Origin of the sequence: Dickeya sp. NCPPB 3274 (assembly GCF_000406205.1) — a bacterium.
GTDB lineage: Bacteria > Pseudomonadota > Gammaproteobacteria > Enterobacterales > Enterobacteriaceae > Dickeya > Dickeya fangzhongdai.
Genome location: NZ_CM001979.1, coordinates 679,408 through 695,623 on the forward strand (window position 1 = coordinate 679,408; position 16,216 = coordinate 695,623).

Genomic DNA, 16,216 nt, shown 5'->3' on the forward strand with positions numbered 1-16,216 from the left:
CATATGTGTTCCCCGCGCCAGCGGGGATAAACCGGGACGGCCAGGACCATTGATTTCGTACTCGGCGTGTTCCCCGCGCCAGCGGGGATAAACCGGCCACGGTGGATATGGCGTTTAATGCTGTTTCGTGTTCCCCGCGCCAGCGGGGATAAACCGGTTTCTATATCAAAACAAGCTCCGGTAAAGCAGTTTTCCCCGCGCCAGCGGGGATAAACCGCTCGAAGGCGAAATCAAGTGGAACAGCTTCTAGTGTTCCCCGCGCCAGCGGGGATAAACCGTCGATGGTAAAAAACACGATGAGTGATATCGGGTGTTCCCCGCGCCAGCGGGGATAAACCGACATCGGCGCGATGTTGCAGGCCCAGACAGTGGTGTTCCCCGCGCCAGCGGGGATAAACCAGATCGGCAGACTGGAGAAAAGAAGGCTGGTGCAGCATTAAATAAATGCCATTGCTGCCAGTTCCGCCAGGGTTTCGTCACGGTATTTGGCCATGCCGGTTTTCATTTTCCTGAAACCGAAATGTTCATAAAGGCCGACCGTGTCGGGGTGGGTGTATAAGATGATGTTGCATTGCGCTACGGTATCAATCAGTGACTGGATAATCACCCTGCCCAGCCCTTGCCCGTGGTAGCGTTTGTCCAGCGCGACATTGTATATGGCCGCCTGGCAAACGCCGTCAGAGAGAGTACGACCTACGCCGATAAGGGTATTCTGATCGAACAGGAACACGACAGAAAAACTGTTCTTGAAGATCTTTTCCTGCACGGCGGCGGCGTCTTCGCTTAAACCGTAAAATGCCAGCAGATCGGCAACACTCTGCCAGGGGATATTATTGGTGGTGGTTTCTATTCTAATCGTCATCGGGAAGCTCGTGTCAGATCGAATATTCCGGTTCATAACGCTTATAATAGCGTGACAGAAATTCTCTGGTTCTTTCCATTTTCGGGTGTTCGAAAACCTGCTGTGCTGTGCCATCCTCAATGACTTTTCCTTTATCCAGAAACAGGACGCGATTGGCGACTTGACGTACAAAGTCCATTTCATGAGAGACGATAAGCATGGTATTCCCCTCGCGCGCGGCTTGCCTGATGACATCCAGTACTTCATCAATCAGTTCGGGATCCAGGGCGGAGGTCGGTTCGTCTAGCAGTAGCAGTTGCGGTTCCATCGCCAGTGCTCTGGCGATCCCCACCCGCTGTTGCTGTCCACCTGATAGCTGCCTGGGATAATAATCCACCCTGTCGGGTAACCCGACTTTTTTTAGCTGCTGGTAGGCTATCTTCCTTGCCTTTTCTTTGGGGTATTTTTTGACGATCAATAACCCTTCCATGACATTTTCCAGTGCAGTTTTGTGTTGAAACAAACTGAACTGTTGGAAAACCATTGCGGTATTTTTTCGTAGTCTGATTATATCCCGGCGACGAGGATGAGTAAGGTTGAAGGCGGTGCCATCAATCGTAATTTCCCCGGACTCGGGTTGTTCTAATAGATTAATACAACGGAGCAGTGTTGATTTCCCCGCTCCGGAAGAACCAATGATGGCCACAACGTCACCTTTTTGTATTGTCAACGAGATATCATCCAAAATAATGTTGTGGTGAAATTTTTTCGACAAATGGTTAATTTCAAACATGACGTTTTTTCTCTGGTTTTATCAGTGGTGTATCCGGTACGGTGACCCTTTTTTCGATTACCCCAATGGTTTTCTCAATAATAATGGTTAATGCCCAATAAATAAGCGCAAGGGAAATATACACCTCGAAATAGCGATAACTACTGCTGGCGAGGATTTTCCCCCTGGCTGTTAACTCTATCACTGAGCAAACAAACGCCAGTGATGTGCCTTTCAACAGGCTAATCAATGTATTGCCAAGAGTGGGTAACGCGACGACAAACGCTTCCGGAATGGTAACCCGCCATAATACCTGAAGCGGCGTCATGCCCAGAGATTGTGCTGCTTCTATCTGTTTTTTATCTACCGATAAGATGGCGGCACGGATACTTTCTGAGTTATAAGCCGCTTCATTGAGTGAAAATGCCAGCAGAACAAATAAGATCGAGGGGATGCTGTTAACGGTATAATCCGTCTGATGGTAGTAATTATAATATTTCAGTAAAATGGGAAGACCATAGTAAGAGAGATACAGCTGAACAATCAGTGGTGTTCCACGGATAAAAGAGACAAATATGCTGGCGAGCTGATCAAGGAAAAATATTTTTTTGATGCGGATAGATGCAATGATGAATCCCAGTATTACCCCTATAATCATGGAAATGGCTGTGATAGCCAGCGTTACTGGCAAATACTCCAGTAACGCCGGGATGAGAGTGAAGACAAGATTTATATCAAATATGTTCGGCATTCAACATTATTCCTTTTTACTTCGGTGCGTAGTCCCCGTCAAAATATTTAATGCTTATTTTTGACAAGGTTCCGTCGGCACTTAATTTTTTTATTTGAGTGTTGATATCGTTTGTTATTTTTTCACCTTCGGCATTTTTTGAAATCAGAAAGTAACTATAAGGGCTGCCGATTAAACTACTGTCTTCTTTACTCAGTGGCGTTACCTTCAATTTTAGATGGTATTCTCTGATATATTGCTCCAGCATGGATTTATCAATCAAGACAAAATCCGCCTTTCCGCTTTCCAGATTTTGCAATACAGTTAACTGTTCCGCTTCTGTGTACTGTAATTTCACCGGGTTGTCTTTATGTTGAAGATTTAGTTTCTCCAATGCCGTGGTGAAGTTAACCCCTGGGTTGACCTCCGTGGTTTTCCCCAGCAGGTCGTTAAAGTTTTGGATGTTATTGTTCTTTTCATTCGTGGCGATAACAAATTGGTTTTCGAAAATAGGCTGAGAAAATAAGTATTTTTCTTTTCTTTCCTTATTCTCTGCGAAGTTGTTGGCGCCAAGCTGAAAACGCCCGGCATCCAGCCCCGCCAGAATGGATGTAAATTCAGTGGTGACAAAAGAAATTTTATATTGCGGCAGATTTTCAAAGATGGCTTTAGCGACGTCAATATCATATCCGGCAAGCTGATTGTTTTTGTCGAAATAGGTAAATGGGCGCGGGTCGGCACTGGTGGCGATAACAATAGTCTGTTCTGTGGCGGCCTGCGCTTTATTCATTACGCTATAACCAGCGGTAACGGTTACCATCCCCAGAAGAAAGTAAGTGGAGAGCGTTTGCTGTGTGTTGCGCGTTTTCATTTTTATTTTCCTGTCAATGGGCATTATAAATAAATGTAGATATCAGTTTCCGGCGATTTGTCTGGTTGCTGTGTTATAAGGTGATAATAATCCTTGAACCTGGAAGGGCCAGCGCCTTGCACTATTCAACACGTAAACGTTTTTTCCTGTCGCGCGAATTGCTTTGGGTATAAGTATGAATATCAAGCCCGGTGGTGGGGAGTGTGCCAAATTGACACATCAGGCCCTTTCGCCAATATCTGATAGGGGTTGAAACTGGTGTCGCCCAGATGATAACCACGCTTAATGGCTTCAAAATCAGTGGTATCGCCAAATCCTGGCGTTTGGTATAAATCGCGTGCGTAACCCCATAGGTTGGGGAAATCGATCAAGCGGTTGCGGTTGGCACGAAAGACGCTGTAATAAGCCACATCAAATCGCGCCAGTGTAACGTATAAACGAATATCGGAATCGGTAATGTTGTCACCAAACACATAACGTTGTGTAGATAAACGCGCTTCCAACTCGTCCAGACGTTGAAACAACGTATGCCAGGCTTGTTCATACGCGCTCTGGGAATGGGCAAATCCTGCTTTATAGACACCATTATTGACGTCGTGGAACAGCCTTTCATTAAATGCATCGATATCTTCGCGTAATGCTTCTGGGTAAAGATCCGGTGCGTCCGGTTTATGGAATTCTTTGAAGGCGACTTCAAAATAATGTGTTAGTTTAAAATAGTCATTATTCACTACAATGCCTTTTTTTATATCTACGATAGTCGGTACAGTAGCGCGGCCGGTGTAATTCTTATCACTTTTGGCATAAATTTCTGGTAAATAACGAATGCCTAATACTGGATCAACGCCGCCTTCATCTAATGAAAATTCCCAACCCTGTTCGGTTCTGACAGGATTAGCCGCACCAAGGCTGATCACCTCTTCCAGACCCAGCAATTTTCTGACAATGACCGCACGATGCGCCCAGGGGCAAACGGCAGCCCATAATAAACGATAACGATCTTTTTCTACCGGTAATTCTCCTGGGTTATTGCCGAACGGAGTAGTGAAACGATTTTTTTGCCGGACAAACGCACCATTCTGTGAAATTTCATGGGCCTCTTCAGAGGTGGCAATACGTCCTTTTTCCACCAGGGTTGTGCTCATAATATATATCCTTGTTAATGATGTTTTAAAATAACGTAAAGGTTGCTTCTATAACTTGATTATTTATTTTTTATTATGCGCTTGACGAAAATTAAAGTTAAATGAGGAAAGTGGATATGCTTAGTCTAAATAAGACCAACATAATTCAGGTTGCAGTGGTATCGCACTCTCGCCTTCACGCTGCATTGAATAAGAGCGAGACACGAACTTTTGAGTCGCGGGTGCATGCACTCGCCGTATTGTCCCTTTTTGTGTGATAATATTCACATTGATGGTGATTTATGTGTGTAAGATTTCTTTTTGGTGTGAATAAAATCACATAACAGAGTGCGTTATCAGGGTGAAATGCCCGGAAGCGCAATAGTGTGGCTGAGAGCGGGAGTGTTGTATGAGTGATTTGACTGCGGCGGCGCAACGCGCGCTGGGACTGATGGATTTAACCACCCTGAATGACGACGATACCGATGAGAAGGTGATTGCCCTGTGTCGTCAGGCGAACAGCCCGGCGGGAAAAACCGCCGCCATTTGTATCTACCCGCGTTTTGTGCCGTTGGCGCGCAAGGTGCTGCGCGAGCAAGGCACGCCGGATGTCCGCATCGCTACCGTGACCAATTTCCCGCACGGCAACGACGACATTGACATTGCGCTGGCGGAAACCAATGCGGCTATCGCTTACGGCGCCGACGACGTGGACGTGGTGTTCCCCTATCGGGCGCTGATGGCCGGCAACCGTCAGGTCGGTTTCGAGTTGGTGAAAGCCTGTAAGGCGGCCTGTGCCGCGGCGGGCGTGCTGCTGAAAGTGATTATTGAAACCGGCGAGCTGAAAAGCGATGAACTGATTCGCGAAGCCAGCGAGATTGCCATCGACGCCGGGGCGGATTTCATCAAAACCTCTACCGGCAAAGTGGCGGTGAATGCCACGCTGCATTCCGCCGAAGTGATGCTGAGCGTGATCCGCGATAAGGGCGTGGGCGAGCGCGTCGGTTTTAAACCGGCCGGCGGCGTGCGCACGGCGGAAGATGCCGCGCATTATCTGCAACTTGCCGACACTATCATGGGCGACGGCTGGGCGGACGCCCGCCATTTCCGATTCGGCGCGTCCGGCTTGCTCGGTAGCCTGTTGACCACGCTGGGCCACGCCGCCGGGCAGGCGCGCAGCGGCTACTGATGCGGTTCGCGCCTGACGGGCGCGATACATCGGTACTCATGGATTATGCAGGAGAACGCACCTTGTTTCTGATTCAGGAAATTATCCGCAAAAAACGCGACGGACATCCGCTCAGTGCGGAGGAAATTCGCTTTTTCATCAACGGTGTGCGCGATAACACCGTGTCGGAAGGGCAGATCGCCGCGCTGGCGATGACCATCTTCTTTCACGATATGAACATGGATGAACGGGTGGCGCTGACGCTGGCGATGCGCGATTCCGGCACGGTGCTGGACTGGTCAGGGCTGAACCTGAACGGCCCGCTGGTGGACAAGCACTCGACCGGCGGCGTCGGCGATGTCACCTCGCTGATGCTGGGGCCGATGGTGGCGGCCTGCGGCGGCTATGTGCCGATGATTTCCGGCCGCGGTCTGGGCCACACCGGCGGTACGCTGGACAAGCTGGAGTCGATTCCGGGGCTGGACATCTTCCCGGAGGATGACGTCTTCCGGCAGATCATCCGTCAGGTTGGGGTGGCGATTATCGGGCAGACCAATTCTCTGGCGCCGGCGGACAAGCGTTTTTACGCCACCCGCGATATCACCGCCACGGTCGATTCCATCCCGCTGATCACCGCCTCGATTCTGGCGAAAAAGCTGGCGGAAGGGCTGGACGCGCTGGTGATGGACGTCAAAGTCGGCTCCGGCGCGTTTATGCCGACCTATGAACAGTCGGAGCAACTGGCGCAGGCGATTGTCGGCGTGGCCAATAATGCCGGTTGTCGCACCAGCGCGCTGTTGACCGACATGAGTCAGGTGCTGGCTTCCAGCGCCGGTAACGCGCTGGAAGTGCGCGAAGCGGTGCGCTTTCTGACCGGCGAACAGCGTAACCCGCGTTTGTTCGAGGTGACGATGGCGCTGTGCGAATCCATGCTGCTGGCGGGTCATCTGGCGCGCGATGCCGCCGAGGCACGGGCGAAATTACAGTCGGTGCTGGACAACGGCCGGGCGGCGGAAGTCTTTGGCCGTATGGTGTCGGCCCAGCACGGCCCGGCGGATTTTGTCGAACATTACGATCGCTATCTGTCGCCGGCCACGCTCAGTAAACCGGTATTCGCCGAGCGCGACGGCTTTGTCAGCGCGATGGATGCGCGTGCGTTGGGTATGGTGGTGGTGGCGTTGGGTGGTGGTCGACGTCAGGCCAGTGATATCATTGATCACAGTGTTGGGCTGAGCGACATGGTCAGTCTGGGTGATCGGGTGGATGCGCAGCGTCCGCTGGCGGTTGTCCACGCCAGAACCGAGTCGGACTGGCAACTGGCCGCGCAGGCGCTGCGCGAGGCGATTCGCCTTGATGATCAACCGCCTGCGCCTTGTCCGTTGATTTATCGTCGTCTGGACGCTGCGGACATCTATACCCAAAATAATTCGAGTTGCAGGACAAAACGTATTGCGTTTTGAACAACGCGAAGCGTTGGCCCTTCAGGGCAAGGCTCATGTGAGCCTTGTAACGCGGCAAGTGAGTGAATCCCGATGAGCTTACTCAGGTAAGTGATTCGGGTGAACGAACGCAGCCAACACACCTGCAACTTGAAGTATGACGGGTATAACCGCATTGTCGCCGCCCGGCCTTACGTACACCGATGCTTTACGTTTTACGTATAAGCTGTGCCTTACGCACGACGCAGGAGATAACAACATGAAACGTGCATTTATTATGGTTCTCGACTCGTTCGGGATTGGCAGCGCCGCTGATGCCGAACGGTTTGGCGACGCAGGTTCAGATACGCTGGGCCATATCGCACAAGCCTGCGCACAAGGCAAGGCCGATGTCGGCCGACAAGGGCCGCTGCGGCTGCCGAACCTGAGCCGTCTGGGGCTGGGTAAGGCGGCGGAAGGTTCCACCGGGCAGTTCCCGCCGGGACTGGATGAACAGGCCGATATCATCGGCGCGTACGCGTATGCCAGCGAAATTTCCTCCGGCAAGGACACGCCGTCCGGCCACTGGGAAATCGCCGGGGTGCCGGTGCTGTTCGACTGGGGCTATTTCCTTGACGAACACAACAGTTTCCCGCAGGCGCTGCTGGACCGACTGGTCGAACGCGCCGGGCTGCCGGGTTATCTCGGCAACTGCCATTCCTCCGGCACCGTGATCCTCGACCAGCTCGGCGAGGAACACATGAAAACCGGCAAACCGATTTTCTATACCTCGGCGGACTCGGTATTTCAGATCGCCTGCCATGAAGAAACCTTCGGGCTGGAGAAACTGTACGAGCTGTGTGAAATCGCCCGCGAAGAGCTGACCGACGGCGGTTACAACATCGGCCGGGTGATCGCTCGTCCGTTCGTCGGCGACAAAGCGGGTCAGTTCCAGCGCACCGGCAACCGCCACGATCTGGCGGTCGAGCCGCCGGCACCGACCATGCTGAAAAAGCTGGTGGATGAGAAAAATGGCACCGTGGTGTCAGTGGGTAAAATCGCCGATATCTACGCCAACGTCGGCATCACCAAAAAGGTGAAAGCCACCGGCATTGATGCGCTGTTTGACGCCACCTTGAAAGAGATGGAGCAGGCGGGCGACGACACCATCGTGTTCACCAATTTTGTCGATTTCGACTCGTCCTACGGCCACCGCCGTGATGTGCCAGGCTATGCGGCGGCGCTGGAGCTGTTTGACCGCCGCCTGCCGGAGATGCTGGCGCGCGTGACGGGCGACGATATCCTGATCCTGACCGCCGACCACGGCTGCGACCCGAGCTGGCCGGGCACCGACCACACCCGTGAACACGTGCCGGTGCTGATTTACGGGCCGGGCGTAGCGCCGGGCGACCGCGGTCATCGCACTACGTTTGCTGATATCGGCCAGACGGTCGCCCGCTACTTCGGGCTGTCGCCGATGGATTACGGCACGCCGATGTTGTGATAGGCCGATGTTGTGATAGGTCAATGCGGTTACAGGTCAATGCTGTGACACGGACCGGCGACGGACGCTATAATTTATCATCATCATGATTTCACACTGAATTTAAGAAGGAAGAAAAAGGATGGCTACGCCACATATCAATGCAGAAATGGGTGACTTCGCGGACGTGGTGCTGATGCCGGGTGACCCGCTGCGCGCCAAATACATCGCGGAAACCTTTCTGGAAAATGCGGTGGAAGTGAACAATGTGCGCGGCATGCTGGGTTTCACCGGCACTTACAAAGGTCGCCGCATCTCCGTAATGGGCCACGGCATGGGTATTCCGTCCTGTTCCATTTACACCAAAGAGCTGATCACCGAATACGGCGTGAAGAAAATTATCCGCGTCGGCTCCTGCGGCGCGGTGCGTGCCGACGTGAAACTGCGTGACGTGGTGATCGGCATGGGCGCCTGCACCGATTCCAAAGTGAACCGGATGCGCTTTAAAGATCACGACTTCTCGGCGATTGCCGATTTCGATCTGCTGCGTCATGCGGTGGACGCAGCCAAAGCGCGCGGCATCAACGCCCGCGTCGGCAACCTGTTCTCCGCCGATCTGTTCTACACCCCGGACCCGCAGATGTTCGACGTGATGGAAAAATACGGCATTCTGGGCGTGGAAATGGAAGCGGCCGGTATCTACGGCGTGGCGGCGGAGTTTGGCGCTAAAGCGCTGGCTATCTGCACCGTGTCCGACCATATCCGTACCCACGAGCAGACCACTGCGGCCGAGCGTCAGACCACCTTCAACGAGATGATCGAGATCGCGCTCGAATCGGTGCTGCTGGGCGATAAAGCAGACGCCTAATCCCTCTGGCGGCCCGATATTCTTCGGGCCGCTTTCTTGGGTTTATTTCCTTCCGATATTTTTTCCTGTCGCTCAGGCTGCGTTCGCCCGCCCGGCTGTCGTCGTGGTCAGCGTGGTATCGAACAGCTCCGCCAGCACCGTTTGATGCGTCACCGCCAGCACGATGGCGTGCGGCAACTGATGACGCAATTCCCGCATTAGCAGATACGCGCTGTCATCGTCCAACTGGCTGGTGGCTTCATCCAGACACAACAACGCCGGTTTTTGTAACAAGGCGCGCGCCAGCGACAGCCGCTGTTGCTCGCCGCCGGACAGACGCATCGACCAGGGGTGCTCGCAGTCCAGCAACGGGACGAGATGAGGTAACTGCACCTGTTGCAGTACAGCCTGCAACTGATCATCGTGCGGCGTGTGCGGCGACGGATAGCTCAACAGCTGACGTAGCGTTCCCTGCGGCAGATAGGGTTTTTGCGGCAAGAACAGCACTTCGCCGGCGGGGTGGATCACCGGTCCGGCGCTGAACGGCCATAACCCGGCCAGCGCCCGCAGCAGGGTGGTTTTGCCGCTGCCGCTCGCGCCCTGCAACTGGCACCAGTTGGCCGGTTGCAGGCATAGCGACACCGGCTCCAGTAAGGCATGCCCTTGTGGATCGCGCAGTTGCAGGCGATCGGCGATAAGCGCCTCGCCCCGGCGCTGCGGCGTCGGGCAGGGCGGCAACTGCTGCAACTGTTGTTGCAGTTCCCACAATCGGCCGACGGTAGCCGACCAGCGTGCCAGTTCCCGGTAGCTGTCGATGAACCAGCCAAAGGCGTCCAGCACGTAGCCAAAGGCGGCGCGCGCCTGCATGATGGCGCCCAGCGAGATCTGTTGCAGCAGGTAGAGCGGCAGCACCGCGAACACCGGAATAATCAGGCTCAGGCGGAAGTAGCTGGTGGTGAAGCTTTCCAGCCGAAACTCGCGTCCCATCAGTTGAAAGGCGTTGGCGACGATAGCGCCGAAGTGCCGTTGCATCCGCTGGCGTTCCGCCGTTTGTCCCTGATAAAACGCGATTTGCTCGCTGTGGTCGTGGATACGCAACAGCGTGCCGCGATAGCCGGCTTCCACCTGTTGTAGCCGGGCATTGACGCGGTGCAGCGGCGCGCCGAGCCAGTGTGTGACAGCGCTGCCGAAAAGCGCATACCCCAGCGCAATCCAGACCAGATACCCCGGCACGGTCAGGCGCCAGTCGCCCAGCGTGATGGTCTGCACGCCGGAGATTTGCCACAGGATGGCAAGGAAGGAGAACAACCGGGCGGTGTTTTTCAGCAACGACAGCAGCAGCGTCAGGCTCTGTTCCGTCAGCAGGCGGATATCCTCGGCGATGCGCTGGTCGGGGTGATCCGGGGCGCCGTCGGGCATCAACTGTAGCCGATAGTGCGCGTGGCGCTGCAACCATTGCTGTTCGAACTGCCGCGTCATCTGTTCGCGCCAGCGTAGCATCAGCAGTTTTTTCAGCCAGTTGCCGCACACCACCACGGCGACAAACAGCGCGGTGTAGCCGAGATAGCTCAGCGCCAGCGCGCGGATCGACGCATGGCGGAAGTAGTCGGCCAGCGCATCGTAGAAGGCTTTGCTCCAGTTGTTGTACTGTACGCTGATCCACACTACCGACAGCGTCAGACCGATAACCGCAAACAACAGCAGCCATAACCATAACGCGCCGCGGCTTAGCCACAGCGGCGCGGCTAGCTGGCAGAAACGCCGCAGGCTGGTCATGGCTCCCTCCGGCGCCAACGGTTTATCGCCGCCATCAGAAGGCCCATTTGGCGGTTAGCATCACATTGCGCGGGTCGCCGTAGAAGTTGTTGCCGCCGCGATGACGGTTCGACACGTTCACGTAGTACACCTTGTCGGTCAGGTTATACCCGGCCAGGTTGAAGCTGAGATGCGAGTTGTACTGGTAGTTCACGTTAGCGTTGAGCAGCGTATAACCTCCCTGCGTCACCCCCCGGCTGGTGGTGGTGTCGGTTTGCGCGGTCAGCCCGGCGCCTACCGTCCATTGATTCAGGCTGCCGGGCAACTGATAGCTGGTGTAGAGCTTGAACTGATGCTGCGGCGTATTGAGGCTGTAGCGGCGCCCCTGCGTGCTCTCGTCGGATTTCAGGTATTTGCTGTTGGTCAGCGTATAGCCGGCGGACAACTGCCAGCCCGTCGCCAGTTTGCCGGCCGCTTCCAGTTCCATTCCCTGGCTTTCCACCTTGCCGTCGGCGCGGTAACAGGTGGTGGAAACCTGACAGTCGATATCTTCGACTGCCCGATTTTCCTGCACGATGCGGAATAGCGCTGCCGAGGTGTTCAGCGCGCCGTCGAAGAATTCGCCTTTCACCCCGGTCTCGTAGTTTTTCCCGGTGACGGCGGGCAGCAGATTGCCGCGGTTGTCGATATTTTCCTGTGGCTTGTAGATATCGGCGTAGCTCAGATACCAGGTGTAGTGATCGGCGAAGTCCCACAGCAGGCCGCCGTACGGCGTCCATTGTTCGTTGGCTTTAAAGTGGGTCTGGGTGGCGGAGCCGCTGCTGAGATTACGCAAATTGTTGGTATAGCTGAAGTTGCTGTAGCGGGTGCCGACAATCAGCTTCCAGTCGTCCGCCAGCGTAAAGCGGGCGGTGGTGAACAGGCCGCGCTGGTAGAGATCGTAGGTGTAATTGTTGCTGTAGGCGGGCCAGGCGGGTTCCGCCAGTGCGTCGGGGTTCCAGTCATACACGTTCACGACGTTGGTGTTGATCACCCGGCCGAACAGGTTGTCGAAGTTTTCTTTCTGGTAATCGCCGCCCACCACCAGCTCATGGCGACGTCCGAGCAGTTCGAACGGCCCGTTGAGCGTCAGGTTATAGCTCCATTGATCGGCCTGATTATCCCGCGCCAGCATGTTGTTGAGTCGCCCGGTGCCGCTGCTGCCGACGCCGCTGGTGCCGTTGCCGAAAATACCGGTAAAGCGCCCGACGGCGGTGGAGTGGGTATAGTTGAGCGCGCTTTTCAGCGTCCAGTCGCTGCTGAAGCGGTGTTCCAGTTCGGCGAACGCGTTGATTTTCTCGAAGGTGATCCGGTTCCAGCTGGCGCCCAGAAAGGTAGATCGCGGCAGGTTCAGGCTGGCGTAATCAGTGGACATCGGTACGCCATAGAGATCCGGCACGGTGCGGGTTTTCTGCCAGTTGACGCCGGTGGTGACGGTGGTGTCGCTGGTGAGATCATAGGCCAGCGTACCGTACATGACATGGCGTTCGCTGTGTACCTCGTTGACAAAGCTGTCTTTTTTCTGGGTGACGCCGACAAAACGGCCGCGCAGCGAACCGTCGCTATTGAGTGGGCCGGACACATCCGCTTCCTGACGGTAATGATCCCAACTACCTGCGCTGGTGCTGAGCGTGCTGCGAAAATCGTAGGTGGGTTTCTTGCGCACCAGATTGACGGTGCCGCCCGGCTCGCCGTTGCCCTGCAACAGCCCGGACGCGCCGCGCAGAATTTCCAGTCGATCGTAGATCGCCAGATCGGGCGACTCGCTGGAGGATTCCGCCGAGCCCATGCCCGATACGCTGTTCTGGAACGAGCTGCCGGAGCCGTCTTCCTGCACGTTATCCATCATGAAGCCACGGGACTGGAAGCGGGTCTGATACGAACTCTCTTTCACCACGGTGACGCCGGTGGATACGGCCATCGCGTCTTCCAGCGAAGTCATGTGCTGGTCGTCCATCTGCTGGCGGGTGACCACGCTGACCGATTGCGGCGTTTCGCGCGGCGAAAGCGTCATCCGGGTGGCGGTGCTCAGATTGCGGGTGGTGTAGGCGCCGGTGTCTTCGGTCGGGCCGTTCAGGCTGGGTTGGCGGATAACGTACATTTCCTCGCCGTCCGCCGGCTTTCTCAACACGTAGCTGCCATCCGCCTGGCGCGATGCCGTCAGTCCGCTGCCGGTCAGCAGGCGGCGTAGCGCCTCATCCACCGTGTAATCGCCCTGCAACGCCGGGCCGCTCAGCCCCTGCGTCAGGTTGGCGTCGGCGGCGAGATAGATGCCGGCCTGCCCGGCGAGCTGGTTCAACTGGTTGCCAAGCGGACCGGCGGCGAGCGTGTAATGGCGCGTCGCCGGGCTTTCCTGCGCGGCGCTGGCTGGAACGACGTACGGCAGCGACAGGCTGAGCAGGGCGAGGCGCAGCGCGACGACCAGCGGTTTTTGTGGGCGGATAATCTGGCGCAGGCCAGCGCGAGCAGGTGTAGTGAATGTCATGATGAATGCCTTGTATCCCAGAGTAAAAGAGCGTGCTTTTAGTAGGAATCGAACGAGCGGCGCAAAAAGGGAACCGGCGGGCGATAATTTTTTCAGGCAGGTTCGACGGTGATCCACCAGTCGAAACGGCGGTGGATGCGCACCGGCAGCACCCGGCTCAGCATGGCGAGCGCCTGATCGGTATCCATCAGCGGGAAAGTGCCGACCACGCGCAGCGCGGCGACATTCGGCGCACAGGCCAGATGACCGTGGCGGTAGCGGGCCAGCCGCGCCACCACGTCGCCCAGCGGGGTGTCGCTGGCGTGCAGCATTCCCTGACGCCAGTCGGCATCCTGCGCGCTGATGCGTGTTTCGAACCCGGCGCCGCTGGCGTCAAATCGCCACTGTCGACCGGCGTCGATCTGGCGCAGCGGGCCTGTCTGCCGCGGCGTGACCGCCACGCTGCCGGCGTATACGGTCAGTTGGGTGCTGTCTGCCAACTGACGCACGCTGAAACGGGTGCCGAGCGCCTGCATGCTGCCTTCCCGGCTGGCGACAAACAGCGGTCGCCGCTTGTCGGCGGCGGTGTCGATCAGCGCTTCGCCGGCGATCAGGTTCAACTGGCGACGGGTATCGGTGTAGCGGACATCAAGCGCGGATGCGGTATCAAGCCAGAGCCGGGTGCCGTCGCTGAGTGTAAAATCGCGGATTTCGCCGGTGCCGGTGCGGTAGTCGGCTGTCAGCGCCAGCAGGCTTTCGCGCACCGGCGTGTGGCGCCAGGTCAGCCAGGACAGCAGCGAGCCGGTGGCAAGCAGTGCGCCAAGGCGCAGGGTATGGCGGCGGGTGAGCGGTGTAGACGGTTGCAGCAGCGTCTGCGCCGTCAACGGCGTGACGTCGCCGCGCAACGGCTGAAAGCGTTGGCTGACGGTTTCCACATACTGCCAGGCCAGACGGTGCGCGTCGCTTGCCGACAGCCACTGTTGCCAGCGGGCATGCAGCTCGCTGTCGTGGGCGGAATCCAGCAGTTGGGCGTACCAGTCGGCCGCCTGTTGCAGCGCCTGATAATCCGGTGGCGACGCCGGCGCCTGTCGGTTCAACGCTGCATCGCCTCATGGCCGTGATGCTCCGCTTCCAGCAGGATGCAGTGCAGCATCGCCTGCGCCATGTATTTTTTCACCATCCGCTCACTGACGCCGAGCGTGATGGCGATCTGCGCGTAGGTCTGCCCCTGAATCTGCGACAGGATAAAGGCGACGCGCACGTTGTCCGGCAACTGACGCAACATGGCGTCGACCTGATACAAGGTTTCCAGAATGATGGTGTGTTGCTCGGCAGACAGCGCATACACTTGCTCGCAGTCGCTCAGTGACTGCCGCCAGGCCTGTTCCAGCGCCCGGCGACGCCACAGGTCGACGCACAGGCCCTGCGCCATCACGCTGAGGTAGGCGCGCGCGCCTTCATGGCTGTCGAAGTGACGCGGGCGGGTCAGCAACTGTACGAAAATGTCGTGCGCCAGATCGGCGGCGTCGCACAGGTTGCCCAGCCGTTTGCGCAGCAGCCCCTGCAGCCAGCCGTGGTGCTGCTGATAAAGCTGCTGAAGGTCGCAAGGGCTGGCGGTGTTGACGGCGGACATAACGGGTTCCTGAAAACGGAAAGCGCAAAATATCGCCGCATATTAATTGAGAATGATTTCCATTTCAAATTATTGACAACCGAAAGGAAACGGTCGGACTGATGGAAAAAGCACGCCGTCAGCCCAGCGGCAGCGCCATGATAATGGCGTCTTCCCGGCCGCCGGTGGTCGGGTAATAATCCCGCCGCACCGACACTTCGTTGAATCCCATGCTTTGATACAGCGCGATGGCGCGCGCGTTGGAGGCGCGTACTTCCAGCCACAGCGTCACCACATCGCTGCGCTCCAGCTCGGCGATCAGGTGTTCCAGCAACTGACGCCCGTAACCGTGGCGCTGATGGTCGGGGGCGACGGCGATGTTGAACAGCGTGGCTTCATCCAGCACCACCTGGGTGATGGCGTAGGCCACCAACTGCTGGTCATGGCACAGTTTCAGGTTGAGGTAACGCTCGCCCTGATTGCTGATGAAGGTTTTTTCGCTCCACGGGAAGGCGTGGCTTAAGCATTCAATCTCAAACGCCCGCGGCAGGTCAGCCGTGGTCAGGGTGGAAATCATGTTCATGGTGACAAATCTGTTGCCACAGGGCGCGTTTCGCCCCGGCGTTGTGATAAAGCTCGGCCAGGGCCGGGCTGGTCAGTTGCACGCCGTCCAACGCCAACGGGTCGGCGGCGGGCTGCCCAAGCCACCAGCTGTGGCAGCGAGTGTGTTCCGGCAGCATCTGCGCCTGACGCGGCGTCAGGCTGACTATTTGCTGCGGGGCGAGATTCAGGCTGCGCACCACATCCTGCAATAGCGGATCGTCGCTGGCGGGCAGCGGATCGGCGATGATCAGCAGCCGGGCATCGGGCGGCAGACTGACGGCGATTTCGCCTTTCAGCACCGACGGACGACGCAAAGTCCACTGGGTGATCCCCAGTTGCTGCAACAGCCAGTCCCGTCTTGATGTCATGCCTTAACTCCGCGCGCGATAACCGCGATACGATAACCGCGATACGATCATCGCGATAAATAATAGTGGCGCACGATTGTGCGGCGCTATGCTAACAAATCGCTGAACATGCGCCAACAAA

Annotated in this window: 15 protein-coding genes and 1 CRISPR repeat array; of the genes, 4 read left to right on the forward strand and 11 right to left on the reverse strand. The window is 56.6% G+C overall.

Annotation, left to right across the window (positions count from 1 at the left end; genetic code table 11):
- Positions 1–5: 5 nt before the first annotated feature.
- A CRISPR array of direct repeats spans positions 6–400; the repeat unit is 29 nt; unit sequence GTGTTCCCCGCGCCAGCGGGGATAAACCG.
- A gap of 36 nt (positions 401–436) precedes the next feature.
- From DXX3274_RS03785 to DXX3274_RS03805, 5 genes are all read right to left on the reverse strand, one after another.
- The gene (locus DXX3274_RS03785) at positions 437–862 is read right to left on the reverse strand and encodes a GNAT family N-acetyltransferase (protein WP_042858648.1); all 426 of its coding nucleotides are present in this window, start codon (positions 860–862) and stop codon (positions 437–439) included.
- A gap of 13 nt (positions 863–875) precedes the next feature.
- The gene (locus DXX3274_RS03790; RefSeq protein WP_042858649.1) at positions 876–1,634 is read right to left on the reverse strand and encodes an amino acid ABC transporter ATP-binding protein; all 759 of its coding nucleotides are present in this window, start codon (positions 1,632–1,634) and stop codon (positions 876–878) included.
- Positions 1,627–2,364, reverse strand: a complete 738-nt coding sequence (locus DXX3274_RS03795; RefSeq protein ID WP_042858650.1) for an amino acid ABC transporter permease — start codon at positions 2,362–2,364, stop codon at positions 1,627–1,629. The genes DXX3274_RS03790 and DXX3274_RS03795 overlap by 8 nt, the downstream gene beginning before the upstream one ends.
- Positions 2,365–2,380: 16 nt before the next feature.
- Positions 2,381–3,214 carry a transporter substrate-binding domain-containing protein gene (locus DXX3274_RS03800; protein ID WP_042858651.1) on the reverse strand — a complete coding sequence of 278 codons (834 nt, stop codon included), beginning with the start codon at positions 3,212–3,214 and terminating at the stop codon, positions 2,381–2,383.
- A gap of 182 nt (positions 3,215–3,396) precedes the next feature.
- Positions 3,397–4,359, reverse strand: a complete 963-nt coding sequence (locus tag DXX3274_RS03805; protein WP_042858652.1) for a glutathione S-transferase family protein — start codon at positions 4,357–4,359, stop codon at positions 3,397–3,399.
- 388 nt (positions 4,360–4,747) lie between these two features.
- On the opposite strand from DXX3274_RS03805, the gene deoC reads away from it, so the two are divergent.
- The 4 genes from deoC to deoD all read left to right on the forward strand — a co-directional run bounded on the left by deoC (position 4,748) and on the right by deoD (position 9,275).
- Entirely contained in the window at positions 4,748–5,527 is a 780-nt protein-coding gene (deoC, locus tag DXX3274_RS03810; protein ID WP_042858654.1) for a deoxyribose-phosphate aldolase, read from the forward strand.
- 62 nt (positions 5,528–5,589) lie between these two features.
- Positions 5,590–6,966, forward strand: coding sequence for a thymidine phosphorylase (deoA, locus tag DXX3274_RS03815; RefSeq protein WP_050569932.1), 1,377 nt, complete (start codon positions 5,590–5,592; stop codon positions 6,964–6,966).
- Positions 6,967–7,204: 238 nt separating this feature from the next.
- Positions 7,205–8,428 (forward strand): phosphopentomutase, encoded by a 1,224-nt coding sequence (gene deoB, locus DXX3274_RS03820; RefSeq protein ID WP_042858656.1) that lies wholly within the window; start codon positions 7,205–7,207, stop codon positions 8,426–8,428.
- Positions 8,429–8,549: 121 nt separating this feature from the next.
- Positions 8,550–9,275 (forward strand): purine-nucleoside phosphorylase, encoded by a 726-nt coding sequence (deoD, locus tag DXX3274_RS03825; protein ID WP_038662374.1) that lies wholly within the window; start codon positions 8,550–8,552, stop codon positions 9,273–9,275.
- 72 nt (positions 9,276–9,347) lie between these two features.
- Here deoD and DXX3274_RS03830 read toward each other — a convergent pair whose 3' ends face one another.
- From DXX3274_RS03830 to DXX3274_RS03855, 6 genes are all read right to left on the reverse strand, one after another.
- Positions 9,348–11,030, reverse strand: a complete 1,683-nt coding sequence (locus tag DXX3274_RS03830) for an ABC transporter ATP-binding protein/permease (RefSeq protein ID WP_042858659.1) — start codon at positions 11,028–11,030, stop codon at positions 9,348–9,350.
- 34 nt (positions 11,031–11,064) lie between these two features.
- A complete protein-coding gene (locus tag DXX3274_RS03835) occupies positions 11,065–13,533 on the reverse strand; it encodes a TonB-dependent siderophore receptor (RefSeq protein WP_050569803.1) in 2,469 nt (822 codons plus the stop codon).
- 92 nt (positions 13,534–13,625) lie between these two features.
- On the reverse strand, positions 13,626–14,609 hold the full coding sequence (locus DXX3274_RS03840) for a FecR domain-containing protein (RefSeq protein ID WP_042858661.1): 984 nt from the start codon (positions 14,607–14,609) through the stop codon (positions 13,626–13,628).
- Positions 14,606–15,145 carry a sigma-70 family RNA polymerase sigma factor gene (locus DXX3274_RS03845; protein WP_042858662.1) on the reverse strand — a complete coding sequence of 180 codons (540 nt, stop codon included), beginning with the start codon at positions 15,143–15,145 and terminating at the stop codon, positions 14,606–14,608. Before DXX3274_RS03845 ends, DXX3274_RS03840 begins: the two co-directional genes overlap by 4 nt.
- 118 nt (positions 15,146–15,263) lie before the next feature.
- Positions 15,264–15,707 (reverse strand): ribosomal protein S18-alanine N-acetyltransferase, encoded by a 444-nt coding sequence (gene rimI, locus DXX3274_RS03850; RefSeq protein ID WP_042858663.1) that lies wholly within the window; start codon positions 15,705–15,707, stop codon positions 15,264–15,266.
- Positions 15,676–16,095 (reverse strand): DNA polymerase III subunit psi, encoded by a 420-nt coding sequence (locus DXX3274_RS03855; RefSeq protein WP_042858664.1) that lies wholly within the window; start codon positions 16,093–16,095, stop codon positions 15,676–15,678. The genes rimI and DXX3274_RS03855 overlap by 32 nt, the downstream gene beginning before the upstream one ends.
- Between the last annotated feature and the right edge of the window lie 121 nt (positions 16,096–16,216).